The following is a 25,857-nucleotide window of genomic DNA, read 5'->3' as shown; positions in this document are numbered from 1 at the left end:
AATTGGCGTCAGCGGACGTGGTCCACGTCGACGAGGTCGACGCGGACACCCCGGCCGCCGATGGCGCCCACGACGGTGCGCAGAGCGCGAGCGGTGCGGCCGTTGCGACCGATCACCTTGCCGAGGTCGTCGGGGTGCACCCGGACCTCCAGCACGCGCCCACGACGCAGGTCGCGCGAGGCGACCTGCACATCGTCAGGGTTGTCGACGATGCCCTTCACGAGGTGCTCAAGAGCCTCCTCAAGCACGCTCAGGCCTCGGTCGACTCAGACGAAGACGACTCGGCGGCAGCCTCGTCCTTCTTCTCAGCCTTCTTCTTCTGGGTGATGGCCTCGCCCTTGCCCTGGTCGTCGCCACCGAGGGCGTCGAACACCGGGCGGGCGGCCTTCGGCTCGGCCACGAGCAGCGGAGCCGGGGCCGGGAGGCCCTTGAACTTCTGCCAGTCGCCGGTGAGCTTCAGGATGGCGAGGACGGGCTCGGTCGGCTGCGCGCCGACACCCAGCCAGTACTGCGCGCGGTCGGTGTCGACCTCGATGCGCGAGGGGTTCTGCACCGGGTGGTACAGACCGATCTCCTCGATGGCCCGGCCGTCACGGCGGGTACGGGAGTCGGCGACGACGATGCGGTAGTGAGGCGAACGGATCTTGCCCAGACGCTTCAGCTTGATCTTGACTGCCACGGGAGTGGGTTCTCCTGGTTTTGACGTGGTTGGGCACGGCAGATGGCCGCGTGGGGTTGCGGTACCCGAGTGCCCGATGGACGCGTCAGCCGGAGGCGAGAGGGTTCCTGTGCGGCTGTCGAGTACAGCTAGCCATTGTGCCACACGCCGAAGGCCCGGCCGACCGGGAGGACGCTCCCGCCCACGCGGAAGCGACACCCGGCGCCGGGAGGTGACCGGCGCGGGTGTGCGCAACCCGGCCCTGCGGGATGCGGCTGCCACGAGCAGCCGCAGCCTCAGGCCGCTCCGAGGACCTCCGGGATGCGGAAGGGCTTGCCGCAGCCCCCGCACACGATCGGCGCCTGGGCCAGCACCGAAGGGACGACCCGTACGTTACGACCGCAGTCGCACACCGCCTTGACGCGGACGCCCCCACCGGAGGACCCGTGCCGGGCGGCCGGACCGCGGAAGGTGCGGGAGGTGTCCGCGGAGGTGGCGACGGTGTGGGCCTTCAGCGCGCGCTGGAGGCGCTCCATCGTCGGCCGATAGCGCCGCTTGGCCTCGGGGTTGAGCTGGACCAGCGAGAAACCGCTGCTGGGGTGCGGTTCGTCGGGGTGGTCCAGGCCCAGCTCCTCGGCGATCGCGAGGAATCTGCGGTTGTGGTAGCGGCCGGCGCGGGACGTGTCGCGCACGCCGCGCGCGGCGGCGATGCCATGGACTGCCTCATGGAGCAGTCGCTCGAAGGAGAGTTCGTGTCCGCAGGCGGACGACGACTCTCCGATCAGGGACTCGGGCGCGGCCAGATCGGGCAGCTCGGGGTGGTACCGCTGAATGTCGGCCCACGCCTCTGCCAGCTCTGCGGCGAGAACAGGTGGTGTCTGTGTCGTGCTCACGTAATGACAACGAGCCGGAGTGCCCCTGTGTTCCGATTCCGGGGCATCCCAAATAATTTGCACGTACCCGTCAGTTGCCGCTGATGCGTGGAGACGAGGGCGGGTGCGCTGATCTGCGGAGAAGCCTCACAGCTCATACCAAGCTGGTGCGTAGTCCTCGGTACGACCCGGCGCGTAGACGGTGTCCGCGCGCCGGGGGAGCTGGTGTCCGCCGTTGCGCAAGAGGCCTTTCGGTCGCTCTGCCGCCGGAGGGCGCCGCCTCAGTATGCGCGCGCGACGACCGCGACGTTACCGGGTGCCTTGTCGGCGTCCGGTACCGACCCGTCCTCGGCGACCAGACACCGTACGGTCACCGCGTGCTCGGCCAGCTCGGCCTCGCCTTCTTCGCCGAGGGCCGCCCACGGGATGCGCGCCCAGCCGCCGGAGGTCGCGGCCTCGACCGCCTCCGCGACCGTCGACACCTCGGAGGTGCGTGACTCGCGCCGCTCGCGGGACTGCTTCAGGAGCATCGCCTGATCCTCCTCAAGGACGAGAGGGAGCAGCTCTACGAGGGAGTCGATCGCCACCGGCTCCTTGCCGCCCGGGATCCGACGGGCCAGCATCGCCGTGCCGTTCTCCAGGTCACGCGGCCCGACCTCGATCCGTACGGGCACGCCCTTCAGCTCCCAGTCGACGGCGCGGCGCCCGAAGGGGATGTCGGTGCGGTCGTCGACCCGGACGCGGACGCCCGCCACCTTCAGCCGGGCCCCGATCTCGCGGACCTTGGCCAGAACCGCCTCGTCGCCCTTGATCGCGAGGACGACGACCTGGATGTGCGCCAGCCGCGGCGGCACCCGGAGTCCGTCGTCGTCGCCGTGCATCATCACCAGGGCACCGATCATGCGCGTGGTGGAACCCCAGGAGGTCTGCCAGACCAGCTCCTGCTTGCCCTCCCTGGACAGGTACTGGGTGTTGAAGGCCTTGGCGAAGTTCTGGCCCAACTCGTGGCTGGTGGCCATCTGGAGGGCCTTGCCGTCGCCCATCATCCCTTCGAGGGTGAGGGTGTTGACGGCGCCCGCGAACCGCTCCTTGACCGTCTTGCGCCCCGGTACGACGTCCATCGCAAGGACGTTGACCATGAAGTCCTCGTAGACCTGGCGGTGGATGTGCGCGGCGAAGTCGCGCGCCTCCTCGTAGGTCGCGTGCGCGGTGTGGCCCTCCTGCCAGAGGAACTCGCTCGTCCGGAGGAAGAGCCGGGGCCGCAGCTCCCAACGGACCACGTTCGCCCACTGGTTGATCAGCAGGGGCAGATCGCGGTAGCTCTGCACCCACTTCGCGAAGTACTCGTTGACGATCATCTCGGAGGTGGGCCGGACGACCGCGGGCTCCTCGAGTTCCTTGCCGCCGCCGTGGGTGACCACGGCCAGCTCGGGCGCGAAGCCCTCCACGTGGTCGGCCTCGCGGGCGAGGTAGGACTGCGGGATCAGCAGCGGGAAGTAGGCGTTCTCGGTGCCCGTCTCCTTGATCCGGGCGTCCATCTCGGCCTGCATCCGCTCCCAGAGGCCGTACCCGTACGGTCGGATGACCATGGAGCCGCGCACCGGGCCGTTGTCGGCCAGCTCGGCCTTGCTGATCAGATCCTGGTACCAGCGGGGGAAGTCGTCCGCCCGAGGCGTGAGTACGGGTGCCTTGGCCATGGCGAGATCGTACGGGTCCACGTTGCCGCCATGTGAATTCTCGCCACTCCCACAGGGAAGCCACAAGCCGGGCCCCACAACCTCTGGACGCCGTAGCGAGCGCGGAGTTTGCTGACATACGGGGGAAGTGCGGGCGCACATCACGGGGGCCCCGGAAACGGGCACGGCCACAACTCTCGGCGGATTGGGGCGCTTTCGATGACACCTACGCTCGTGCGGCAGTACCTGCCTCATGCGGGGCCCGTGCCCCGTGTGGACCTGGGTGCACGCGCGCGTGACTGGTCCGAGATCCAGGAGCGGATGCTGGTGCCGCTCCACGAAGCCGTCTACGAGCGACTCGAAGTGGGGCCCGGCACCCGGCTGCTCGGCCTCGGCTGCGGCTCCGGGCTCGCCCTGTTGATGGCGGCCTCCAGAGGCGCTTCGATCACCGGTGTCGAGTCCTCCTCGCCCGAACGGCTGGCCCTCGCCCGCGAGCGGCTGCTGCCCGACGCGTGGTCCCCACGCGCGCGTGCACACACCCGGCTCGTCCACGGCTCCCCCAGGGACGCGGCCGACGCGGAGACGCCCGCGTACACCCTGGTGACCGCCTTCGAGCCCATCGGGTGTCTCGCGGGCGACTCGGAGGGCCTGGGCGACCTGCTCGCGGCCGCGACGCCGCTGACCGAGCGCGGGGCGCCCGTGGTGCTGGCCGGCTGGGGTCCGCCGGAGCGCTGCGCCACCTCGTCCGTGCTGCGGGTGGCCACCAGGCTGGCGGATCCGCTGCGCGGTGGGGGCAGTTGGCGCCCGGCGCTGCGCGACGACCTGGAGGAGGTCGCCCAGCACGCGGGCCTGCGGCCGGACGGCTCCGGGCGGGTGTCGTGCCCCTTCGGGTACGCCGATGTGGAGAGTGCTCTACGAGGGCTGCTGTCGACGGGTCTCTTCGACGCGGCGATCACCGCGACGGACCAGGTGCAGGTGGACAAGGAGTTGACGGAGGCCCTGCATCCGTATCAGCGGCGGGACGGCACGGTGTGGATGCCGAACGTGTTCCGGTACCTGATCGCGCGTACTCCCTGAGGACTACGGGGAGTCCTCCTTGAAGAGGCGGGTGACGCCCGCGATGCGGTACGCGTCCGTCTCCTCCAGCGTCTCGTTCTCCAGGAGGGCCGCCGCGAGCGCGTCCAACTGGCCGCGGTGGTCGCGGAGTTTGCGGCAGGCCTCGTCGTAGCACTCGTCGACGATGCGGCGCATCTCGTCGTCGATCACGTCCAGGGTCTGCGGTGCGGCGGCGAGGCCGTAGGCCTGCTGGGCGTCGCTGGGGAGCGCGGAGAGGCGGCCGACGCGCTCGCTCATGCCCCAGCGGGCGACCATCCCGCGCGCGATGTTGGTGACCTGTTCGAGGTCGTTCTCGGCGCCGGTGGTGATCACGCCGTAGACGACCTGTTCCGCGGCCATGCCGCCGAGGGCGCCGATGATCCGGCCGCGCAAGTACTCCTCGGTGTACGCGTACTTGTCCGCGTCCGGCGTGGAGAGCGTGACGCCGAGGGCACGGCCGCGCGGGACGATGGTGATCTTGCGGACCGGGTCGGCGCCGGGCTGGAGCATGCCGAGGAGGGCGTGGCCGCTCTCGTGGTAAGCGGTGCGCCTGCGTTCCTCCTCGGGCATCACCAGCGGGCGTTCGGCGCCCAGTTGGACCTTCTCCAGGGCTTCCGAGAGGTCGGACTGGGTGACCTGGTCCTGCTTGCGCTTGACCGCGAGGAGGGCGGCCTCGTTGGCGAGGTTGGCCAGTTCGGCGCCGGTCATGCCCGGGGTCGTACGGGCGACCTGGGCGAGGTTCACGTCCTCGGCGAGCGGGATCTCGCGGGTGTGGATCTCCAGGATCGCCTCGCGGCCGCCGCGGTCGGGCGGCGAGACCACGACCACCCGGTCGAAGCGGCCGGGGCGGGTGAGCGCCGGGTCCAGGACGTCGGCGCGGTTGGTCGCCGCGATGACGATGACGCCCTCGGAGCCGGAGAAGCCGTCCATCTCGGTGAGGATCTGGTTCAGGGTCTGCTCGCGCTCGTCGTGACCGCCCATCCCGCTGCCGCCGCCGCGGGCGCGGGCGCGGCCGATGGTGTCGATCTCGTCGATGAAGATGATCGACGGGGCCACCTTGCGGGCCTCCGCGAACAGTTCACGCACGCGTGAGGCGCCGACACCGACGATCATCTCGATGAACTCGGAGGCCGAGGCCGAGAAGAACGGCACCCCCGCCTCCCCCGCGACCGCCCGCGCGAGCAGCGTCTTGCCGGTGCCGGGCGGGCCCGCGAGCAGCACGCCCCGGGGCATCTTGGCGCCCATCTTCCGGTAGGCGTCGGGGTTCTTGAGGAAGTCGACGACGTCGTTCAGCTCGCCCTCGACCTCGTCGATGCCGGCCACGTCCTCGAACGTCGTGCGCTGTTTGCCCGGCTCCAGCTCGACCGGCTTCGGCGGGGCCTTGCGGCCGAGCATGCCGCCCGCGCCGCCGAGCCCCGCGCGCATCCGGCGCGCGATGAGGATCCACAGGACGACCAGGAGCAGCATCGGGGCCAGTGCGATGAGGAGATTGGCCAGAAAGCTGCGGTGCTGGACGACCGGCTCGGCGGTGACCGTGACGTCGTGCTTGGTCAGGTCCTCCCAGAGCTGGTCGTCCGCGAAGGTCGGCCGCTCGGTGTCGAACTTGGTGTACTTGCCGTCGCCGCCCGGGTTGTCCTGGGCCTTCTTGAGCTGGCCCTGGATCGCGTTGCCCTTGGCGTAGATCTTGGTGACGTTGCCCGCGTCGACCTGCTTGCTGAACTCCGTGTAGGAGATCGTCGGCTCGTCGCCCTCGTTGAAGAAGGACAGGATGAGGTTGGCGATCAGGTACACGACCAGTGCGGTGAGGATCAGGCTCCACCAGCCGCCGCGCATCTTCTTCCCGCCCGGCGACGGCTTCGGGGGCTCGTCGGGGGTGCCCTCGGTACGCCAGGGCTGGTCGGGGGACTTGCGCGGCGGCGCAGGGTTGGTCATATCGGGACGTTACGACACGGACCAACCCTTGGCATGCGCAGAGCGTGAGCTCAGCCCATGGACTTTCCGAAGGTCAGCCCATGAACTTCTTGAACTCGTCCGGCAGCTCGAAGTCCTGGGCGCCCTGCTCGGGCAGCCCGAACGCGTTGCCGCCCGGAGCGGCGCCGGCCTCGCGGCGCTGGGCCTCCTCCAGCTCCTGCTGCCTGCGCTTCATCGGGTTGCCGGAACGCTGCTTGCCCTTGGCCTTCTTGGGCTGCTTCTTCGTACGGCCGGGGCCGCCGCCCATGCCGGGCATCCCCGGCATGCCGGGCATTCCGCCGCCCTGGGCCATGCGGGACATCATCTTGCGGGCCTCGAAGAACCGCTCGACCAGGCCCTTCACCGCGCTGACCTCGACGCCGGAGCCCTTGGCGATACGGGCGCGGCGCGAGCCGTTGATGATGGTCGGCTCGGCGCGCTCGCCCGGGGTCATCGACTTGATGATGGCCGCCGTACGGTCGACGTCCCGCTCGTCGATGTTGTTGATCTGGTCCTTGATCTGGCCCATGCCGGGCATCATGCCGAGCAGCTTGCTGATGCTGCCCATCTTCCTGACCTGCTCCATCTGGGACAGGAAGTCGTCGAGGGTGAAGTCCTGGCCCTTCTTGGAGGCGAGCTTGGAGGCCATCTTGGCGGCCTCTTCCTCGCTGAACTCCTTCTGCGCCTTCTCGAACAGGGTGGCCAGGTCACCCATGTCGAGGATGCGCGAGGCCATCCGGTCCGGGTGGAAGACGTCGAAGTCCTCCAGCTTCTCGCCGTTCGAGGCGAACATGATCGGCTTGCCGGTGACCGAGGCGATCGACAGGGCCGCACCACCGCGGGCGTCGCCGTCGAGCTTGGAGAGGACCACACCGTCGAAGCCGACGCCGTCACGGAAGGCCTCCGCCGTGGCGACGGCGTCCTGGCCGATCATCGCGTCGACGACGAAGAGGATCTCGTCCGGCGAGACCGCGTCCCGGATGTCCGCGGCCTGTCGCATCATGTCCTGGTCGATGCCCAGGCGGCCGGCGGTGTCCACGATGACGATGTCGTGGACCTTGGTCTTCGCGAACTGGATGGAGTCCTCGGCGACCTTGACCGGGTCGCCCACGCCGTTGCCCGGTTCCGGGGCGAAGACGGCCACGCCCGCGCGCTCGGCGACGACGCTCAACTGGGTCACCGCGTTCGGGCGCTGGAGGTCGGCGGCGACCAGCAGCGGCGAGTGGCCCGCTTCCTTGAGGTGCTTGGCGAGCTTGCCCGCGAGGGTGGTCTTACCGGCACCCTGGAGACCCGCGAGCATGATCACGGTCGGGGGCTGCTTGGCGAACCGGAGGCGGCGGGTCTCGCCTCCCAGGATGGTGACCAGTTCCTCTTTGACGATGTCGAGGACCCGCTGGGCCGGGTACTGCGAGCCGGAGACCTCGGCGCCGAGGGCACGCTCCTTGACGTTCTTGATGAACGCCCGGACGACCGGCAGGGCGACGTCGGCTTCGAGGAGGGCGATACGGATTTCGCGCGCCGTGGCGTCGATGTCCGCTTCGCTCAAGCGCCCCTTGCCGCGCAAGTTCTTGAAGGTCGCTGAAAGGCGATCGGAGAGAGTATCGAACACGGCGGAGTCGGTCCTCGGAGTCGGGGGCGGTGTGGGCGTCTTCCAGGGTATCCCGGCCGGACAGGCCCTGGACAAGACCGGGTCACGCCCGCAATGTCTCCTCCAGTCTCCGCGCCACCGCCGTCGCTTCCTCCCCCGGCAGCGGCGTGCCCTCGCCCCCGGTGACGTAGAAGGCGTCCACGGCGTTCGCGCCGAGGGTGGAGACGTGCATGCTCCGGACGCGGACCTTCGCCTCGTCCAGTGCGCGTCCGATGCGGTGCAGCAGGCCCGGGGCGTCGTGCGCGCGCACCTCGATGACCGTGGCGTGCCGGGAGGCGGCGGGGGCGACCGTGACACGGGCCGCCGGTGCCACGACACCCCGGCGGCGCGGGTAGGCGGCGTCGCGTTCGGCGAGGCGGCCCGCGATGTCCAGGGATCCGTCCAGGGCCCGTACGAGATCGGCGCGCAGCCGGGCCGCCTGCGGCAGGGAGCCGTACTCGGCGGCGACCCGCCAGTTCAGCAGGAGCACCGAACCCTCGACGCCGTCGGGCAGGTCCAGGGCACGCAGTTCGGCCGTGCGGACGGTGAGGCGGTGCATCGCCAACACGCCCGCCACCGCGGGGAGTACGCCCGGCTGTTCCGGTACGGCGATCAGCAGCTCCACGCCGAGCGGTTCGGGGTCTCCGGCCGGCTCGTCTTCGGACGGGGGTTCGGTCTGGGCGCGCAGCGCGAGGACCGGGCCGCCCGTCGCCACCGCCTCGATCGCGAGGCGTTCCTGTTCGGCGGTGGCCGCGAGGGCCTCGGGCTCCTCGGGGGCGTCCCCGGTCAGGACGGCGGCGACCCGCTTCACCAGGTCGGCGACGAGGGAGGCCCGCCAGGACGACCAGGCGGCCGGGCCGGTGGCCAGCGCGTCCGCCTCGGTCAGCGCGTGCAGCAGCTCAAGGGTGCTCGTCGTACCGACCGCCTCCGCGACCGAACGGACCGTCGCCGGGTCCTCCAGGTCACGCCGGGTGGCCGTGTCGATGAGGAGGAGGTGGTGCCGTACGAGAGTCGCGAGTACGGCGACGTCCGCGCGGTCGAAGCCGATGCGGGCGGCCACGTCCTTGGCGATGATCTCGCCGGCCACGGAGTGGTCGCCGGGCCAGCCCTTGCCGATGTCGTGCAGCAGCGCGGAGACCAGCAGGAGGTCGGGGCGGCTGACGCGGCGGGCGAACTCCGAGGCGCGGACGGCGGTTTCGATGAGGTGCCGGTCGACGGTCCAGATGTGCACGGCGTTGCGCTGCGGGCGACAGCGCACCCGCTCCCAGTCGGGGAGGAGCTGCGTGATCAGGCCCTCGGCCTCCAGCGCCTCCCACACGTCGATGGTGGGCTGCCCCGAGCCGAGCAGGGTGACGAGCTGTTCGCGCGCCTCGGCGGGCCAGGGTGTGGGCAGCGGTCGCACGCCGGTCGCCATGCGCCGGACCGCGTGCAGCGAGAGCGGGAGGCCGGCCTGGGCGGCGGCAGCGGCGGCGCGCAGCGGGAGGACCGGGTCGCGTTCGGGGCGCGCGGCGCGGGCGAGCACCACCTCGCCGTCCTGCTCCACGACCCCTTCGGCGAGCGGGGAGCGCTCGGCGGTGGGCTTGGCGCCGCCGCCGAGCATGGCGCGCAGCCTCGGCCGCACGGCCCGCGACCGCAGCACGCGCCCCACTTCACGCCAGGTGACATCACTGGCGTACGACACGACGCGTGCCGCTTCGTAGACCTGCCGCAGCAGGGTGTCCGCGTCGAGCAGGCCCAGCTCGGCGGCGACCTGGTCCTGCTCCTGGAGCGCGAGCCGGTCGGTGGCGCGGCCGGTGGTGAGGTGCAGGGCGTCCCGTACGTCGAGGAGGGCGCGGCGGGCGTCGGCGAGGCCCTCGCGCGGGGCGTCGGCGAGCCAGGAGGCCGCTACGGCGCGCAGCGCGGTGGCGTCACGGAGGCCGCCGCGGGCCTCCTTGAGGTCGGGTTCCAGGAGGTACTGCAACTCGCCCTGGCGCTCGGCGCGTTCGGCGCACAGCTCCTGGAGTTCGGGGAGGCGTTTGGGCGCCTGGTTGCGCCAGTCGGCGAGGACGGCCGTACGCAGGGCGGCGGTCAGGCCGAGGTCGCCGGCGATGTGGCGGGCGTCGAGGAGGCCGAGCTGGACCTTGAGGTCCTCGCCGGCCGTCTTGCGGGCCTCGGAGGGGGTGCGCACGGAGTGGTCGAGGGCGAGGCCGAGGTCCCAGACCGGGTACCAGATGCGGTCGGCGAGGGCGGCGACCGCGCCGGAGTCACCGCCGTCGTGCAGGAGGAGCAGGTCGAGGTCGCTGCGCGGGGAGAGTTCACCGCGGCCGTAGCCGCCGACGGCGACCAGGGAGACGCCCTTGACGGCCTCGGAGCCGGCCGTGAAGAGGCCGGACAGCCAGTCGTCGGTCAGTTCGGCGAGGGCGGCACGGCGCGGCGGCCCGGACCGCGCCTCCTCGGTGAGGAGACGCAGCCGGGCCGCCGCGTAGCCGCTGGGTCCGGAGTCCTCTGCATCCTTGCGCACGTCCGTACTCGTCACCCAGCGACTCCTGTTCTGTTTCTCTTTTAGAGCGCGTCCGGTCCGCGCTCGCCGGTCCGGACCCGGACCGCCGTCTCGACCGGGAGGGACCAGACCTTGCCGTCACCGATCTTGCCGGTGCGGGCGGCCTTGACGATGACGTCGATCAACTGCTCGGCGTCGTCGTCCTCGGCCAGCACCTCGATGCGGATCTTGGGGACCAGGTCGACCGTGTACTCGGCGCCCCGGTAGACCTCGGTGTGTCCCCGCTGACGACCGTAGCCGCTCGCCTCGGTGACCGTCAGACCGTGCACCCCGAAGGCCTGGAGGGCCTCCTTGATCTCGTCGAGCCGGTGGGGCTTCACGACGGCGGTGATGAGCTTCATGCGTCCACCTTCTTCGTCTCCGTGGCGGTGGCCAGCGAGCTGCCGCCCAGGCCGCCGCCCGCTCCGCTGAAGTCGTATGCGGTCTCGGCGTGCTCGGCCTGGTCGATGCCGGCGACCTCTTCGTCCTCGGTGACCCGCATACCGATGGTCTTGTCGAGGAGGAAGGCGAGGACCGCGGAGACGACCAGGGAGTAGCCGAGGACCGCGCCGACACCGGCGAACTGCTTCCACAGCTGGGTGAAGGTGTGGTCGCCGTAGAGGACGCCCGTGGCGGTGGACTGGCCCTTGCCGGTGGCGAAGAAGCCGATCAGCAGGGAGCCGATGATGCCGCCGACCATGTGGACGCCGACGACGTCGAGGGAGTCGTCGTAGCCGAACTTGAACTTCAGGCCCACGGCCGCGGCGCAGGCGACACCGGCGATGGCGCCGACGGCGATCGCGCCCATCGGGGAGACCGCACCACCGGACGGGGTGATGGCGACCAGACCGGCGACCGCGCCGGAGGCGGCGCCCAGCGTGGTGAACGCGCCGTGCCGGATCTTCTCGTAGGCGAGCCAGGCGAGCATGGCGGCGGCGGTGGCGACCTGCGTGTTGACGAACATCAGCGCGCCTACGCCGTCGTCGTTGCCGAGCCACGAACCGGCGTTGAAGCCGAACCAGCCGAACCACAGCAGACCGGCGCCGAGCATGACCAGCGGGAGGCTGTGCGGGCGCATGGGGTCACGCTTGAAGCCCTTGCGCTTGCCGATGACCAGGATGACGCCGAGGGCGCCGGCACCGGCGTTGATGTGGACCGCCGTACCACCGGCGAAGTCGATCACACCGAGCTTGTAGGCCCAGCCGTCGGCGCCCCACACCCAGTGGGCGACCGGGACGTAGACGACCGTCAGCCACAGGGCGACGAAGAGCGACCAGGCCGAGAACTTGACGCGGTCGGCGATGGCACCGCTTATCAGGGCCGGCGTGATGACGGCGAACATCATCTGGAAGACCATGAAGACGAAGATCGGGATGGTGTAGCCGTCCCAGAGTTCCGTCAGTCCCACGTTGCTCATGCCCAGCCAGTCGGAGTTCCAGCCGATGAAGCCGTTGCTGGAGCCGAAGGCGAGCGAGAAGCCGTAGAGAACCCACAGGATGGTGACGATCCCGATGCTGATGAAGCTCATCATCAGCATGTTCAGGGTGCTCTTGACGCGGACCATGCCTCCGTAGAAGAAGGCGAGTCCCGGTGTCATGAGCAACACCAGGGCGGAACAGATGAGCATGAAGCCTGTGTTCGCGGAGGACAGTTTGGGTGCCTCCGCGGCAAGCGTGATGGCGGCTGATGCCATCGGCGTCTCCTCGTCGGTTGTACGGCCCCGTGCGGGCGAAGCCTGAGTGCGGTCCGGTCAAGGCGGGGGGGTCCGGTTATGCGCCATGAGATTGGCGCAGCGCGGTTTCGGTCGAGGCCCCTCGTTGTTTCGCCGGAGTGACGAAGACGCCGTGTGTGTTACGCGTCGATGAACTGCCGGATCTCCAGCCGCGCGATCGTTATCGTGGCGCAACCTTTCCCGACGGCGTGAAACCAGCCGCGACGGGCCTTCGGGCGGCCTGGCACCGGGCTCGGTGACGCCTGCGATTCCCGTCGGGCCACCGACATCGCGCACCGTCGCGCGGACGGCCTTTCGAATACGAGTCGCGAAGGGCCGCAGGAGGTGGAACCGGCCGCGGTCGGCCTTCCGATGACCTGGCATGGGGGAGCCGAGTCGGGCGGTTCGGGAAGGCCGGCCGCGGCCGGGGCTCGGGGTCAGACCGCTTCGGCGGTCTCCGGCAGCTCGATCGCGAGCCGGTCGGTGAGGTCGACGACTTCGGCCAGCTCGCCGAAGTCACGGACCGCGGTGTCGACGGTCTTTCGAATACGAGTGTTGACGCGCTCGGAGCGCACCTTCTTGGCGACGGTCATCGCCTCCGCCACGAGGACCGTGCTCTGCTCGGGTTCCCGCTGCAGCAGGTGCACGGTGGCCATGCCGATGAGATTGAGTGCGTACGACCGCTGGTGCACGTCGTCCTCGCTGAAGAGGTCCACCGCCCGCTGCATCACGGGCTCGGCCAGTGAGGCGTAGGCGGGGCTGCGGCCGGCGACGTAGGCGAGGTCGCGATAGGAGTGCGAGTTCTCGCCGTACAGCTCGGCCTCGGAGAAGAAGCGGATCCAGTCCGGGTCCGGGTCGTCCCAGTCGTGTACGTCCGCGAAGGTGTCCTCGGCCATCCGGACCGCCCGCTTGCACTTGCCGGGCTGGCCCATGTTGGCGTAGGCGCGGGCCTCCATCGCATACAGCATCGACTGGGTGCGCGGGCTCGCGCAGTCCCGGCTGCCGTACTGGGCGAGGTGGATCAGCTCCAGCGCGTCGTCGGGCCGGCCGAGGTGGATCATCTGGCGGCTCATGCTGGAGAGCACATACGACCCGAGCGGCTTGTCGCCCGCCTCCTTGGCCGCGTGCAGGGCGAGCACGAAGTACTTCTGCGCGGTGGGCTGGAGCCCCACGTCGTACGACATCCAGCCGGCCAGTTCGGCGAGTTCGGCGGCGACCTTGAACAACTTGCGGTTGGTGGCCTCGGGTTGGGGTTCCTGGAGGAGGTCGGTCACCTCGTGGAGCTGTCCTACGACCGCCTTGCGGCGCAGGCCGCCACCGCACTGGGCGTCCCACTTGCGGAACATCGCGGTGGTGGACTCCAGCAGCTCCAACTCGGGCCTGGAGAGCCGCCCGACGTGCCGGGAGGAGCCGACCGGCTCGGGCTCCGTCCGGCCGGCCGAGGGACCGGGGACGAGCCAGCGCTGCATGGGCTCGATGAGGGTCGGCCCCGCGGACAGGGCCAGCGAGGTCCCGAGGAAGCCGCGCCGCGCCAGCATGAGGTCGCTGCGCGAGAACTCGCTGAGCAGGGCCACCGTCTGCGGAGCCGTCCAGGGCAGGTCGACACCGGTCGCGGAGGGTGCCTGGCGGGCGGCGCGCAGGCCCAGGTCCTCGACCGAGACGACACAGCCGAAGCGCTCGGAGAACAGCTCCGAGAGGATGCGGGGGATCGGCTCGCGCGGATTCTCGCCGTCCAGCCAGCGGCGCACCCGCGAAGTGTCCGTGGAGATGTGGTTGGCCCCCAACTGCCGTGCCCTGCGGTTCACTTGGCGCGCCAGCTCACCCTTGGACCAGCCGCTGCGCACGAACCACGAGCCGAGCAGCTCATTGGGGCGCTTGTCCGTACTGGTCGCGGTCGTCCCGCTTCCGTCGTTGCCGCCCACTGGAACGCCCCCATCCCTGGAACCACTTGTCGCCGCTGTGCGCCAAGCCCTATCAGAATGCCGGTAAATACTGCTTCCCGTCCCGCACTTGTCACCCTTCGAACGAGAAGCCGAGTTGCCTCCGGCATACCCACAAGCGCATGTGCCCCGAGGGCTTGTGCACACAAAGTAATCCTACGATCACTGGTCCAGCCACGGCGATCCCGGAAACGCCACCATTCGCCACCCCTTCGAATGAACTAACGGTTGCCCGCGCACGATTCACTTGACATAGGACGACCGGGAGTGGGCGGAGCGATGCACGCAGGGGCGCGCGCCGTCGACCGCACCACCTGGGTTGCCCCGGGGCGCCGTCTGGATCGTGCGGTGCCGGGTAGGCGTGGACGCACAGTGACGATCCGCATCCGTCTCGTAACCACCGGTGCGTCGGACCCGTTGGAGGGGGCATGGGCTTCACGATCGGCAGCAGCCGGGGTATCCGCGACATCCGGTCCGGCACGCGCCGCCGCGGCCGCACCTCGGAGTGCACGGCCGTGGCCGAGTTCACCGGGCTGTGGGGCTGGGACGTGGTCGCGGGCGCGCGGGCCGCGGGTGGCGCGTGTTCCTGCGGTGACACCGGGTGCCCCGCGCCGGGCGCGCATCCGCTGACCTTCGCGCCGGAGGTGCGGGCAGGCGCCACCCTCGACGAAGTGACCGGGATCTGGGCCGAGTTGCCGGGTGCCGCGGTGATGCTGCCGGTGGGGCGCGCGTTCGACGTGATCGAGGTGGCCGAGCCCGCGGGCCGGCGCGCGCTGGCCCGCCTGGAGCGGATGGGCCTCCCGCTCGGCCCGGTCGCCGCGACCCCCGACCACCGCGCCCACTTCTTCGTCGCCCCCGGCGCCGCCGCCGAACTCCCCGCGCTGCTCTACCGCATGGGCTGGGACGACCCCACCTCGCTCGACCTGCGCGGCCTCGGCCCGGGCAGCCACATCACCGCCCCGCCCTCCGACCGGGGCGGCCTCGGCCCGGTCCGCTGGCTCCGCTCCCCCGCCCTGGACTCGGCGACCCGACCGCCGGCGGCACGGCTGCTGCTGGGGACGCTGGCGTACGTGGCACACCGGTCGCGCGCATAGCCGTAGAAAGTCGGCCGTAGACAGCAGGCCGTAGACAGCCGGTCGTCACGACGAAGTGCCCGTCCCCAACTGCACCTTGGGGGCGGGCACTTCTTGTGACGCTTCCGGAAGTCCGGGGGCGATCAGTCTCCGATAAGGGCGTCAACAAACGCCTCCGGCTCGAACGGTGCCAGGTCGTCGGCGCCCTCGCCGAGGCCGATCAGCTTGACCGGTACGCCGAGTTCGCGCTGTACGGCGATCACGATGCCGCCCTTGGCCGTGCCGTCCAGCTTGGTCAGGACGATGCCGGTGATGTCGACGACCTCGGCGAAGACGCGGGCCTGCACGAGCCCGTTCTGCCCGGTGGTGGCGTCGAGGACGAGCAGCACCTCGTCGAGCGGCGCGTGCTTCTCGACGACCCGCTTGACCTTGCCCAGCTCGTCCATGAGCCCGGTCTTGGTGTGCAGGCGGCCCGCCGTGTCGATCAGCACCACGTCCACCCCCATCTCCTTGCCCTCCTTCACCGCGTCGAAGGCGACGGAGGCGGGGTCGCCGGCCTCGGGCCCGCGCACGGTGTGGGCGCCGACGCGCTCGCCCCAGGTCTGGAGCTGGTCGGCGGCCGCGGCCCTGAAGGTGTCGGCGGCGCCGAGCACGACGGTCCGCCCGTCGGCCACGAGCACACGGGCCAGCTTGCCGGTGGTGGTGGTCTTGCCGGTTCCGTTGACCCCGACGACCATCACGATGCCGGGCTTGCGGTCCTCGGGCTCGGTGCGCACCGTGCGGTCGACGTCGGTGCCGACCAGCTTGAGCAGTTCCTCGCGCAGTAGGGTGCGCAGCTCCTGCGGGGTGCGGGTGCCGAGCACCTTCACGCGCGCGCGCAGCCCGTCGACCAGTTCCTGGGTGGGCGCCACGCCGACGTCGGCGGTGAGGAGCGTGTCCTCGATCTCCTCCCAGGTGTCGTCGTCGAGGTGCTCGCGCGACAGGAGCGTGAGCAGCCCCTGGCCGAGCGCGCTCTGGGAGCGGGAGAGCCGGGAGCGCAGCCGGACGAGCCGTCCGGCGGTCGGCTCGGGGACCTCCAGTACGGGCGGTTCCTCGACGGCGACCGGGGCTGAACCGTCCGGAAGATCCACCTCCTCTATCGTCCGGCGCGCTTCGTCGCGCGGCGTCTCGGCCTCGTCGCCGATGTGCGGCTCGGCCGGCGGGGCGGTGATGTCGGGCACGGAGGTGGGCGGCGGGGGCAGCGGCTTCTTGCGCCGGCTGCCGACGACGAGCCCACCGAGCGCACCGAGCACGACCACGGCGATGACTACAGCAAGGATGACGGTTTCCATAACCCGTCCAGTATGCGTGACCTCCCGGTCGGCCGTACGGCGGCGGGAGCGCGTCCGGCGGGGCGTCCGCACCCATGGCTATCTGATGCACCGTCAGCTACCGTCCCCCACCACACACCGTAAGGGGGACCTCCCATGCCCGTCTCGGTCGTCCGCTTCAACCTCGTCGAACCCGGTGCCACCCCCGCCTCGCTCAGCGCCCGCTACCGGGCCGCCCTGGAGATGGCCGCGTACGCCGACGAGCACGGGATCACCACCGTGCAGACGGAGGAGCACCACGGCGTCGCCAACAACTGGCTGCCGTCGCCCTTCGCCTTCGCGGGCGCGGTGTTCGGCGCGACCCGGCACATCGCCGTGACCGTGTCCGCGGTCATCGGCCCGCTGCACGACCCGCTGCGGCTGGCCGAGGACATCGCCGTACTGGACCTGCTGAGCGGCGGGCGGCTGGTGACCGTGGCCGGGATCGGTTACCGGCCCGAGGAGTACGCCCAGTTCGACGTGGACTGGAAGCGCCGGGGCCGGCTCCAGGACGAGCTGCTGGAGACCGTGCTGAAGGCGTGGTCCGGGGAGGAGTTCGAGTACCGGGGCCGTACCGTGCGGGTCACCCCGCGCCCCTTCTCCGACCCGCACCCGCTGCTCCTGGTCGGCGGCTCCTCGAAGGCCGCCGCGCGCCGGGCCGCGCGGCTGGGGCTGCCCTTCTTCCCCAGCGCGCATCTGCCGGACCTGGAGGCGTACTACAAGGACCGGCTCGTCGAGTACGGCACCGAGGGCTGGACCATGATGCCGGGCGCGGAGACCCCGCTGCTGCACATCGCCGAGGACCCGGACCGGGCCTGGGCGGAGTACGGCGCGCACTTCCTGCACGAGGCGCGGACGTACGCCTCCTGGCAGTCCGGGGAGATCCGCTCGGCGGTGAAGTCGGGGGCCACCACCGTGGCCGAGCTGCGCGCGGAGGGCGTCTACCGGATCCTCACGCCGGACGAGTGCGTGGCGCTGGGGCTCGACAACCTCGTACTGCATCCGCTGGCGGGCGGGATGCCGGTGGAGGAGGGATGGCGCAGCCTGCGGCTGTTCGCGGAGCGGGTGCTGCCGAGGCTCGCGGAGTGACTCTTACCCGCAACTGGTGGACCGGCCGGACCGCCGGTGGTCCACTGCGGTCATGACCTTGGCAGTGGATGTGTTCCTGCGTGACGCGGACGGCCGGTGGAACGTGCTCGACGTTCCGGAGGGGTGCAACGACTCGGCGGGGTTCGAGAACTGGCGCGAGACCGTATGGGGTTCGCCTGCCGTGCGCGCGCTGGGGGCCACGTACTTTCCCGTGCTGGCCTCCAGCGACCTCTACGTCGAGGCCTCGGAGGTGCCGGACTTCCTGCGCGAGGTGGAGCTGGTACGGGCGAACCTCGAAGCCGTCGCCGCCGCGGTCGGCGAGCGTGCCGATCTGGTCGGGAGCCGGCTGGACAACATCGAGGCGGCGGCCGTGCGCGCCCGGGAGATCGGCGGCGGTGTCCTGATCTGGTGACGGCCGCGTAGAGGGTTTCGGGGAGGCGGGCGGCGGGGGATGGAGCCCGCCTCCCCGAGTTCGGGGAGGGCCGGTCAGCCCATCTCTTCCAGCTTCTTGCCCTTCGTCTCCTTCACGAACTTCAGGACGAACGGGATGGAGAGGGCGGCGAAGACCGTGTAGATCACGTAGGTCGCGGAGAGGTTCCAGTCGGCCAGCGACGGGAAGCTCGCGGTGATGGCCCAGTTGGCGATCCACTGCGCGGAGGCGGCGACGCCGAGCGCGGCGGCGCGGATCCGGTTCGGGAACATCTCGCCGAGGAAGACCCAGACCACGACACCCCAGGAGAGGGCGAAGAAGAGGACGAAGATGTGCGCGGCGATCAGCGCGGTCCAGCCCTGCGCGGCGGGCAGCTTGCCGTCCACGAGGTCGAAGGAGAAGGCCCAGGCCTCCAGGCCGAGCCCGATGACCATGCCGACGGAGCCGATGAGCGCCAGCGGCTTACGGCCGACGCGGTCCACGAAGATCATGGCGATCACGGTGCCGACGATGTTGATGATCGACGTCGTGAAGGAGTAGAAGAACGAGTCCGTCGGGTCGACGCCGACCGACTGCCACAGCGTCGAGGAGTAGTAGAACGCGACGTTGATACCGACGAACTGCTGGAAGACCGAGAGGCCGATGCCGACCCAGACGATCGGCTTGAAGAAGAAGCCGCCACCGCCGAGGAGGTCCTTGAAGGTCGACTTGTGCTCGCTCTTCATCGCGTGCTCGATCTCGGCGACCCGGGCGTCCAGGTCGACGTCGTCGCCCTCGACCTCGCGCAGCACGTCGTGGGCGCGGGCCAGCTTGCCCGCGGAGATCAGGAAGCGCGGGGACTCGGGGATCGCGAAGGAGAGCAGGCCGTAGAGGACGGCCGGGATCACCATGACGCCGAGCATGACCTGCCAGGCTTCCAGGCCCATGAGCTGTCCGCGCTGGTCGCCGCCGGCGGCGTTCAGCAGGCCCCAGTTGACGAGCTGCGAGATCGCGATGCCGACGACGATCGCGGCCTGCTGGAAGGAGCCGAGCCGGCCGCGGTAGGCGGGCGGGGAGACCTCGGCGATGTAGGCGGGGCCGATGACGGAGGCCATACCGATGGCGAAGCCGCCGATGATCCGCCAGAAGGCGAGGTCCCAGAGCGCGAAGGGCAGCGCCGAACCGACGGCGCTGATCGTGAACAGCACGGCGGAGATCTGCATACAGCGGATACGGCCGATGCGGTCGGCTATGCGGCCGGCGGTCGCGGCGCCGATGGCACAGCCGATCAGGGCGATCGCGATGACCTGGGCGAGGGCCGCGGAGCCGATGTCGTAGCGGCTGCGGATCGCCTCGACGGCGCCGTTGATCACCGAGCTGTCGTAGCCGAAGAGGAAGCCGCCCATCGCGGCCGCCGCCGCGATGAAGATGACGTGCCCGAGATGTTCGGGATGAGCCGACCCGGCTCCTGACTGGGATGCCTGCGCAGTGCTGGTCACGTGTAACTCCTGGGGCCACCGGCGTCGCTGCCGGGGTGGGGGGGCGACCCTTCCAGTGGCGCACAGCTTCCCGCTGCCCACCACCTGAAGGTAAAAGCAACGTTGCAGAGACTATGCCTTCAAGTTTCGAAGTCAATAGGGGGTCTGCTGTGACTTCGAACCCCACAGGTCAGGGAATTGTGTTCAAGAATTGAAGGATTGAGGGCGGACTAGCGAAGCCGCTGCGAGATGACCTTCGACACACCGTCGCCCTGCATGGAGACGCCGTACAACGCGTCGGCGACCTCCATCGTGCGCTTCTGGTGGGTGATCACGATGAGCTGCGAGGCCTCCTGCAGCTCCTGCATGATCCGGATCAGCCGCTGGAGGTTGGTGTCGTCGAGCGCCGCCTCGACCTCGTCCATCACATAGAACGGGCTGGGCCGTGCCTTGAAGATCGACACCAGGAGGGCTACGGCGGTGAGGGAACGCTCCCCGCCGGAGAGCAGGGAGAGCCGCTTGACCTTCTTGCCGGGCGGACGGGCCTCCACATCCACACCCGTGGTGAGCATGTTGTCGGGATCGGTCAGGATCAGCCGCCCCTCACCGCCGGGGAAGAGCCGGCTGAAGACCCCCTCGAACTGCAGGGCCGTGTCCCGGTAGGCCTCGGTGAAGACCTGCTCGACGCGCTCGTCGACCTCCTTCACCACTTGAAGCAGGTCGGCACGGGTCTTCTTCAGGTCCTCCAACTGCTCGCTGAGGAACTTGTGCCGCTCCTCCAGCGCCGCGAACTCCTCCAGGGCGAGCGGGTTCACCTTGCCCAACTGCTGATACGCCCGTTCGGCGGCCTTGAGCCGCTTCTCCTGCTCGGCACGGTGGAACGTCCGGGGCTGGTTGCGCGGGTCCTCCGGGTCCTCGGGCAGCACCTCGCCCTCGGCCGCGAGCGAGGGCGGCACGAGCTGGTGCGGGCCGTACTCCTCGACCAGCCCGGCGGGCTCCACGCCCAGCTCCTCCAGCGCCTTGGTCTCCAGTTGCTCGATCCGCATCCGCTTCTCGGCACCGAGCACCTCGCCGCGGTGCACCGAGTCCGTCAGCTTGTCGAGTTCGCCCTTGAGGTCACGCCCCTGGTTGCGGGCGGCGGCCAGCTCCTGCTCGCGCCGTGCCTTGGCCGCGTCGGCGGCGGTGCGCTCCTCGTCGGCGCGGCCGAGCGACACCTCGACGTGCGCGAGCAGTTGCCGCGCCCCGAACGCGACGGCTTCGGCCACACCCGCCTCGTGCCGCAGCCGCGCGAGCCGCTGCTCCGCACGCGCCCGCGCCTCCCGCTCGGCCCTGGCCCCCCGGTCCAGCGAATCGGCCCGCCCGGCAAGCCCCTTGACCCGCTCCTCGTGCGTACGGACCTGAAGCCGCGCCTCCATCTCGGTCTGCCGCGCATTGGCCCCATCGGCGGCCAACCGGTCCCGCACCCCGGTATCGGGCTCCTCCTCGACCGGCATCTCCTCGGCAACGGCCAGCCGCTCGGCCAGCACTTCGGCCTCTTCTACGGCCTTGTCGAGCGCGTCCTGCGCCCGCGCGGCGGCAGCGGTGGACCGCTCGGCTTCTCCGGCAGCTCCCCGCGCCTGCCCGGCCAGCCGCCCCAACTGCTGTGCCACGGCCGACTTCTCGCGCTCCGCGGCCCGGCGCCGCTCCCCCAACTCCTCGACCAGCGCGGCACATTCCTTGCGCCGCTCCCCTGCCGCCTGCTGCGCACCGGCCAACTCCTCGCACCGTACGGCCAGTTCCTCCAGCTCGGCGGCTGCTTCGTCGACGGAGGCCTGGACTTCGAGGAGGCTGGGGGCACCGGCGGAGCCGCCGTGCGCGAAGTGGGCGCCGAGGAGGTCGCCTTCGGCGGTGACGGCGGTCAACTCGGGCCGTGCGTAGACGAGTTCCTCGGCGGCTTCGAGAGTGTCGACGACGACGATGTCGCGGAGGAGGCGGCGGACGGCGGGGGCCAGGTCGACGGGGGCACGGACCAGGTCTGCGGCGTAGGTGAGGCCGGCGCCCTCAGGAGAACCCCCGTCCACCGGCGCTACCACCGCACCCGGGACGAGACCACCGTCCGCAGGCAGCCCAGCCCCGGCGCCCGCGGGCCCTCCCCCATCGGCACCGGGCGCCCCGGCCGGAGTACGACCACCCGGTCCGGCGCCGAGCCTCGGCTCATCCGGTGCGCCCGCCAGGAGCAGTGCCGCCCGGCCCCCGTCCTGCTTGCGCAGCAGGCGGATCGCGTTCGCTGCCGATACCGGTGTCGTCACGGCGATCGCGTCCGCCGCCACGCCGAAGGCCGCCGCCAGGGCGACCTCGTGGCCCGGGGTCACCGTCAGCAGTTCCGCCGCCGGGCCCAGGAGTCCGGTGAGTCTGTCCCGTGCGCCGAGCAGTATCCCCGTGCCGTCCTTGCGGCGCAGGCCCAGTGCCAGCGCCTCGTGGCGGGCCTGGGTGGCGGCACGTGCGCGTTCCGCCGCGGTGGCCGCCTCGCGGGCGGCGCTCAACGCGGCCTCGGCTTCCGCGAGTTGGCGCTTCGCCGCATCATGCCGCTCGGCGAGTTCCGCGTCGCCGGCGTCGAGGCCGTCGACCTCGGCCTGGAGTGCCTCGTACTCCTCCTGCGCGGCGGTGGCCCGTTCCTGGGCCTCGTCGCGGGCGGCGGCGAGCCGATCGATCTCGGCCTGCGCGGAGGCGGCTCGCGAACGGGCCGCGTTGACCTGGCCGTTGAGCCGGGCCAGGCCCTCCCGTCGGTCGGCGATGGAACGGGCCACGTCCTTCAGCCGCCGTTCCTCCGCGACCAACTCGCGCTCCAGTTCGGCACGGTGGGCGACCGTGTCCTCCAGCGCGTGCTCGGCCGCCTCCAGCGCCGCTTCGAGCTCGGCCTCCTGCTCCCGGATCCGGGCAGCCTCGCGCTCCATGTCCTCGGGGTCACGCCCGCGCCGCTCCTCGGGCGGTGCCGAGGTCGCGCTCTTCACCCGGGCGTCGGCCAGCGAGATCGTGCCGCGCACCCGCTCGGCCAGTTGGGACAGCTCGTACCAGGTCTGCTGGGCGCGCTGGAGGCGCGGAGTGAGCTGCCGTACCTCGTCCTCCAGGAGCCCTTCGCGCTGGAGCGCCTTGCGCAGCTCCAGTTCGGCGGCTTCCTTGCGTTCCTTCAGCGCGGCCTCGTCGGCGATCTCGGTGTTCAGCGCCTGGCGTAGTCGTACGAGATCGTCGGCCAACAGCCTCAGGCGCGCGTCTCGTAGATCCGCCTGGATGACGGCGGCGCGGCGGGCGACCGCGGCCTGCCGGCCCAGGGGCTTGAGCTGTCTGCGGAGTTCGTCGGTGAGGTCCTGCACGCGCGCGAGGTTGGCCTGCATCGCGTCCAGTTTCCGCAGCGCCTTCTCCTTGCGCTTGCGGTGCTTGAGGACGCCGGCCGCCTCCTCGATGAAGGCACGGCGGCCCATCGGGTCGGCATGGAGTACGGAGTCGAGCTGGCCCTGGCCGACGATGACGTGCATCTCGCGGCCGATGCCGGAGTCGGAGAGGAGTTCCTGGATGTCGAGGAGACGGCAGGTGTCGCCGTTGATCTGGTACTCGCTGCCGCCGTTGCGGAACATGATCCGCGTGATGGTGACCTCGGCGTACTCGATGGGCAGCGCCCCGTCTGAGTTGTCGATGGTCAGGGACACCTCGGCGCGGCCCAGCGGGGGGCGGCCGGTGGTGCCGGCGAAGATGACGTCCTCCATCTTGCCGCCGCGCAGCGACTTGGCGCCCTGTTCGCCCATGACCCAGCTGAGCGCGTCCACGACATTGGACTTGCCCGAGCCGTTCGGACCGACGACGCACGTGATCCCCGGCTCGAACCGGAGCGTGGTCGCCGAGGCGAACGACTTGAACCCTCGGAGGGTCAGGGCCTTGAGGTGCACGCCGCTGGACTCTACCTTCCGCCGCTCGCTCTCTCCATGAACGTCCGGTTCCCCGCGGTTTCACCCTTGAACGTGCAGGGCACACCAAACGTTAAAGAGGGTGGAGACCTACGGGGGAAAGAAAGAAGGGACGCCGAAGCGTCCCTTGCAAACTCTGACGACTCAGCGGTTGATACGGGCAGACCAACCACTGCGTGTCATGTTCTTGTCGTGATGCGGTGATCAGGTGAGCGCGGGCTCCGCCTGGCGTGCGTCGAGCTCAAGAAGCGAATCGTGAGTTGCGGCAGCCGTCAGCGCGTCGTTCTCTTCCTGGATCCGTACGAGCTCGGATTCCAGGTCCTGGACGCGCTGCTGGAGCCGTCGCATCTCGGCGAGGAGTCGCGGGTCGGAGCCGCCGACGTAACCGAGAAGCGCCTTTGCCATGATGGATGGTCCTCCACACTGAGTGACCGACCGAAGCGGTGTGGGTCGTGAGGGAATCGCACCCGCGATGCTTGGCACACGTGAGGGTTGCTCTGCTGTTCTTCCATGCCAAACAGCTAAGGTGCGCGGGGTTTTCAGCGTCTCACCAAAATGTTTGACGGTCAACACGATCACGCCCCGTATTGGCGGGCAACCCGGGGGCACGCGACCCTGACCGGGCGGCGCTGCGACTCCTTCGGGGCCGTACGGGATGTGGCGATCATCCTTAGGTGCGGAGCCTGCCAGAGCGAGCCGTTCTTGGCAACCACCAGGTCGTTTCCGCCGTGGGCACCTGCCGGTGGCATGCCCCTCCGCTTCCGCCAGGGCCGCTTTACACCTTTTCGCAGAATGTGCTCAGCGGATCGCGAAGCCGTCGTAGCCGCCGCGAGGTGTGTCCCAGATCTCGGTGACGCCCTCCACACGCCCGGGCGTGTCGCGCCCGCGGAGCCAGCCGAGGAGCCCCTCGCAGCCCTCGCGCGATCCCTCCGCGACCACTTGCACCCGTCCGTCGCCCAAATTGAGAGCAAAACCACTCAGGCCGCCGATCTCCAGGGCTTTGGCACGGGTAAACCACCGAAAACCCACACCTTGCACACGCCCTCGCACCCAGGCGACCATCCGCACATCCTCGCTCATGGCTGCAACCTAACCGGCCAATGTCTCTCTGGGCACTTGCTCCCCTCCCGCCATGCGGTACCGTCCGCCCCAATGAATCTCATATGAAACTCACTCGATCGAGTGAGCTGGGTCACCGCACGGACGAGTTGACCGCAAGGACGAAAGGCAAGGACATGGGACGCCACCGACGCTCCGCCGCCGGCCGCGCCGCCACGAGCCGCGCCACGGGGGTCACACAGACGCACGGCTCATACACGAGCGGCTACGACCCGCACGACTCGTACGACTGGAACGACCGCAACGACTGGCACCCGGCGGACGGCTCCACGATCGGCATGGCGCCCTATCTCCACCCGGAGGGGCCCGCCGAGTTCCACGTGAACCACCACCAGGCCTACACCTCCAACGGGATTCCGCCGAAGTCCGAAGCCCGCGTGAAGGCCGAGGCCCGCCTGAAGAGCGAGGCCTATCTCTTCGCCACCGAGGAGGACTACGCGGTGGTCTTCCCGGAGGCGGCGGGTGCCTCCTCCCGGGGTGACGGCTCGCGCGCGGGCCGCGGGCGCCGTCGTAAGCGCAAGGGCGTGACCCCGGTCCGCACCGGCCTGATCGGTGTCTCCGCCGCTGTCGCCCTCGGTACCGTCGCGGTCGCCGCGGGCGCGATGCCGGGGCTGGACAACTTCAAGCTCGGTGGTGGCGGCGGCTCGGACAACGTGCAGGCGGTGGGGTCGCCGTCCAACACGGCGACCGAGCAGGGCGGCACCTCCGGCAGCGCGGAGTCCCGCGACGCCGGCTCGTCCACCAGCCGCGACGCGGACCGTACGGCCTCGCCGTCGGCGGCGCCGACCAAGTCCGCCACCGCGCCGGCCACCAAGGCACCGACGAAGAAGCCGGTGGCCACCCCGACCGAGAAGCCGACCACGGCACCCTCGGCCAAGCCGACTCCGACGCCCACGCACTCCGCCGCCGCGCCGGTGACGGTCTCCGCGGAGGCCGCCGCCGAGGCCGAGGTGCTCAAGCTCGTCAACGAACAGCGCGCGATCGTCGGCTGCAGCCCGGTGGCCGCCAACAGCGCGCTGACCGATCTGGCCGGGGCCTTCAGCACGCAGATGGCGGACGAGGGTTTCTTCGATCACACCGACCCCAGCGGGGCGACCCCCTGGGACCGTGCGGAGAAGCTCGGCATCACCAACCTCGGCGGCGAGAACATCGCCCGCGGCCAGGCCGACGCGGCCGCGGTCATGGACGCCTGGATGAACAGCCCCGGCCACAAGGCCAACATCCTGAACTGCGACTTCAAGACCCTGGGCGTCGGTGTGCACCTCGGCACCGGCGGCCCCTGGTGGACGCAGGACTTCGGATACTGATCCATTCACGACCGACAGGGAGCACTAACCTCTGGTTAGTGCTCCCTG

Annotated in this window: 20 protein-coding genes; 5 read left to right on the top strand and 15 right to left on the bottom strand. The window is 70.4% G+C overall.

Annotation, left to right across the window (positions count from 1 at the left end):
* Positions 1-8 precede the first annotated feature (8 nt).
* The 4 genes from AB0M63_RS36475 to proS all read right to left on the bottom strand — a co-directional run bounded on the left by AB0M63_RS36475 (position 9) and on the right by proS (position 3,227).
* Positions 9-248, bottom strand: coding sequence for an RNA-binding protein (locus AB0M63_RS36475; protein WP_005479813.1), 240 nt, complete (start codon positions 246-248; stop codon positions 9-11).
* Positions 249-250: 2 nt separating this feature from the next.
* The gene (rpsP, locus tag AB0M63_RS36470) at positions 251-679 is read right to left on the bottom strand and encodes a 30S ribosomal protein S16 (RefSeq protein ID WP_355922662.1); all 429 of its coding nucleotides are present in this window, start codon (positions 677-679) and stop codon (positions 251-253) included.
* 275 nt (positions 680-954) lie between these two features.
* Positions 955-1,551, bottom strand: a complete 597-nt coding sequence (locus AB0M63_RS36465) for a hypothetical protein (protein WP_355922664.1) — start codon at positions 1,549-1,551, stop codon at positions 955-957.
* Between the two features lie 260 nt (positions 1,552-1,811).
* Positions 1,812-3,227, bottom strand: a complete 1,416-nt coding sequence (proS, locus tag AB0M63_RS36460) for a proline--tRNA ligase (protein WP_366022372.1) — start codon at positions 3,225-3,227, stop codon at positions 1,812-1,814.
* Between the two features lie 198 nt (positions 3,228-3,425).
* On the opposite strand from proS, the gene AB0M63_RS36455 reads away from it, so the two are divergent.
* Entirely contained in the window at positions 3,426-4,283 is an 858-nt protein-coding gene (locus AB0M63_RS36455; RefSeq protein ID WP_366022371.1) for an SAM-dependent methyltransferase, read from the top strand.
* Positions 4,284-4,286: 3 nt separating this feature from the next.
* On the opposite strand, the gene ftsH is transcribed toward AB0M63_RS36455, so the two are convergent.
* The 6 genes from ftsH to AB0M63_RS36425 all read right to left on the bottom strand — a co-directional run bounded on the left by ftsH (position 4,287) and on the right by AB0M63_RS36425 (position 14,029).
* Positions 4,287-6,233, bottom strand: a complete 1,947-nt coding sequence (gene ftsH / locus AB0M63_RS36450) for an ATP-dependent zinc metalloprotease FtsH (RefSeq protein WP_366022370.1) — start codon at positions 6,231-6,233, stop codon at positions 4,287-4,289.
* 73 nt (positions 6,234-6,306) lie between these two features.
* Positions 6,307-7,860: a signal recognition particle protein gene (gene ffh / locus AB0M63_RS36445; protein ID WP_355922676.1), complete on the bottom strand. Its 1,554-nt coding sequence runs from the start codon at positions 7,858-7,860 to the stop codon at positions 6,307-6,309.
* Positions 7,861-7,942: 82 nt separating this feature from the next.
* Positions 7,943-10,393: a [protein-PII] uridylyltransferase gene (locus AB0M63_RS36440; RefSeq protein WP_355922679.1), complete on the bottom strand. Its 2,451-nt coding sequence runs from the start codon at positions 10,391-10,393 to the stop codon at positions 7,943-7,945.
* A gap of 26 nt (positions 10,394-10,419) precedes the next feature.
* On the bottom strand, positions 10,420-10,758 hold the full coding sequence (locus AB0M63_RS36435; protein WP_003997576.1) for a P-II family nitrogen regulator: 339 nt from the start codon (positions 10,756-10,758) through the stop codon (positions 10,420-10,422).
* Positions 10,755-12,089: an ammonium transporter gene (locus tag AB0M63_RS36430; protein WP_355922682.1), complete on the bottom strand. Its 1,335-nt coding sequence runs from the start codon at positions 12,087-12,089 to the stop codon at positions 10,755-10,757. Before AB0M63_RS36430 ends, AB0M63_RS36435 begins: the two co-directional genes overlap by 4 nt.
* Before the next feature lie 455 nt (positions 12,090-12,544).
* Positions 12,545-14,029 carry a hypothetical protein gene (locus AB0M63_RS36425; RefSeq protein ID WP_355922685.1) on the bottom strand — a complete coding sequence of 495 codons (1,485 nt, stop codon included), beginning with the start codon at positions 14,027-14,029 and terminating at the stop codon, positions 12,545-12,547.
* A 446-nt stretch (positions 14,030-14,475) separates the two neighbouring features.
* On the opposite strand from AB0M63_RS36425, the gene AB0M63_RS36420 reads away from it, so the two are divergent.
* A complete protein-coding gene (locus AB0M63_RS36420) occupies positions 14,476-15,141 on the top strand; it encodes a bifunctional DNA primase/polymerase (RefSeq protein WP_366022368.1) in 666 nt (221 codons plus the stop codon).
* 122 nt (positions 15,142-15,263) lie between these two features.
* Here AB0M63_RS36420 and ftsY read toward each other — a convergent pair whose 3' ends face one another.
* Complete coding sequence (gene ftsY / locus AB0M63_RS36415) at positions 15,264-16,451, bottom strand: signal recognition particle-docking protein FtsY (protein WP_355922691.1); 1,188 nt, start codon at positions 16,449-16,451, stop codon at positions 15,264-15,266.
* Between the two features lie 135 nt (positions 16,452-16,586).
* Here ftsY and AB0M63_RS36410 point away from each other — a divergent pair, with 135 nt between their 5' ends.
* Both AB0M63_RS36410 and AB0M63_RS36405 read left to right on the top strand, forming a co-directional pair.
* A complete protein-coding gene (locus AB0M63_RS36410) occupies positions 16,587-17,558 on the top strand; it encodes an LLM class flavin-dependent oxidoreductase (RefSeq protein WP_355922694.1) in 972 nt (323 codons plus the stop codon).
* 52 nt (positions 17,559-17,610) lie between these two features.
* Positions 17,611-17,970: a hypothetical protein gene (locus AB0M63_RS36405; RefSeq protein ID WP_355922697.1), complete on the top strand. Its 360-nt coding sequence runs from the start codon at positions 17,611-17,613 to the stop codon at positions 17,968-17,970.
* Between the two features lie 74 nt (positions 17,971-18,044).
* Here the strand turns inward: AB0M63_RS36405 and AB0M63_RS36400 are convergent, their stop codons facing one another.
* From AB0M63_RS36400 to AB0M63_RS36385, 4 genes are all read right to left on the bottom strand, one after another.
* A complete protein-coding gene (locus AB0M63_RS36400; protein WP_355922700.1) occupies positions 18,045-19,466 on the bottom strand; it encodes a sugar porter family MFS transporter in 1,422 nt (473 codons plus the stop codon).
* Positions 19,467-19,675: 209 nt separating this feature from the next.
* Positions 19,676-23,365 carry an AAA family ATPase gene (locus tag AB0M63_RS36395; protein WP_366022365.1) on the bottom strand — a complete coding sequence of 1,230 codons (3,690 nt, stop codon included), beginning with the start codon at positions 23,363-23,365 and terminating at the stop codon, positions 19,676-19,678.
* A gap of 222 nt (positions 23,366-23,587) precedes the next feature.
* A complete protein-coding gene (locus AB0M63_RS36390) occupies positions 23,588-23,788 on the bottom strand; it encodes a hypothetical protein (RefSeq protein WP_019068749.1) in 201 nt (66 codons plus the stop codon).
* Between the two features lie 393 nt (positions 23,789-24,181).
* Complete coding sequence (locus tag AB0M63_RS36385) at positions 24,182-24,463, bottom strand: acylphosphatase (protein WP_355922707.1); 282 nt, start codon at positions 24,461-24,463, stop codon at positions 24,182-24,184.
* A gap of 155 nt (positions 24,464-24,618) precedes the next feature.
* Here AB0M63_RS36385 and AB0M63_RS36380 point away from each other — a divergent pair, with 155 nt between their 5' ends.
* Positions 24,619-25,809: a CAP domain-containing protein gene (locus tag AB0M63_RS36380; protein ID WP_366022363.1), complete on the top strand. Its 1,191-nt coding sequence runs from the start codon at positions 24,619-24,621 to the stop codon at positions 25,807-25,809.
* Positions 25,810-25,857: the final 48 nt, after the last annotated feature.

The organism is Streptomyces sp. NPDC051576 (assembly GCF_040681835.1).
Lineage (GTDB): Bacteria > Actinomycetota > Actinomycetes > Streptomycetales > Streptomycetaceae > Streptomyces.
This window is presented reverse-complemented; position numbering and strand designations above follow the sequence as displayed.

Excerpts from the sequence above, each read along its gene's own strand:
- AB0M63_RS36380 (WP_366022363.1), top strand. The coding sequence starts at position 24,619 with ATGGGACGCCACCGACGCTCCGCCGCCGGCCGCGCCGCCACGAGCCGC.
- AB0M63_RS36405 (WP_355922697.1), top strand. The coding sequence starts at position 17,611 with ATGACCTTGGCAGTGGATGTGTTCCTGCGTGACGCGGACGGCCGGTGG.
- AB0M63_RS36390 (WP_019068749.1), bottom strand. The coding sequence starts at position 23,788 with ATGGCAAAGGCGCTTCTCGGTTACGTCGGCGGCTCCGACCCGCGACTC.
- ftsH (WP_366022370.1), bottom strand. The coding sequence starts at position 6,233 with ATGACCAACCCTGCGCCGCCGCGCAAGTCCCCCGACCAGCCCTGGCGT.
- ftsY (WP_355922691.1), bottom strand. The coding sequence starts at position 16,451 with ATGGAAACCGTCATCCTTGCTGTAGTCATCGCCGTGGTCGTGCTCGGT.
- AB0M63_RS36430 (WP_355922682.1), bottom strand. The coding sequence starts at position 12,089 with ATGGCATCAGCCGCCATCACGCTTGCCGCGGAGGCACCCAAACTGTCC.
- AB0M63_RS36385 (WP_355922707.1), bottom strand. The coding sequence starts at position 24,463 with ATGAGCGAGGATGTGCGGATGGTCGCCTGGGTGCGAGGGCGTGTGCAA.
- AB0M63_RS36410 (WP_355922694.1), top strand. The coding sequence starts at position 16,587 with ATGCCCGTCTCGGTCGTCCGCTTCAACCTCGTCGAACCCGGTGCCACC.
- AB0M63_RS36435 (WP_003997576.1), bottom strand. The coding sequence starts at position 10,758 with ATGAAGCTCATCACCGCCGTCGTGAAGCCCCACCGGCTCGACGAGATC.
- AB0M63_RS36455 (WP_366022371.1), top strand. The coding sequence starts at position 3,426 with ATGACACCTACGCTCGTGCGGCAGTACCTGCCTCATGCGGGGCCCGTG.
- AB0M63_RS36420 (WP_366022368.1), top strand. The coding sequence starts at position 14,476 with ATGGGCTTCACGATCGGCAGCAGCCGGGGTATCCGCGACATCCGGTCC.
- proS (WP_366022372.1), bottom strand. The coding sequence starts at position 3,227 with ATGGCCAAGGCACCCGTACTCACGCCTCGGGCGGACGACTTCCCCCGC.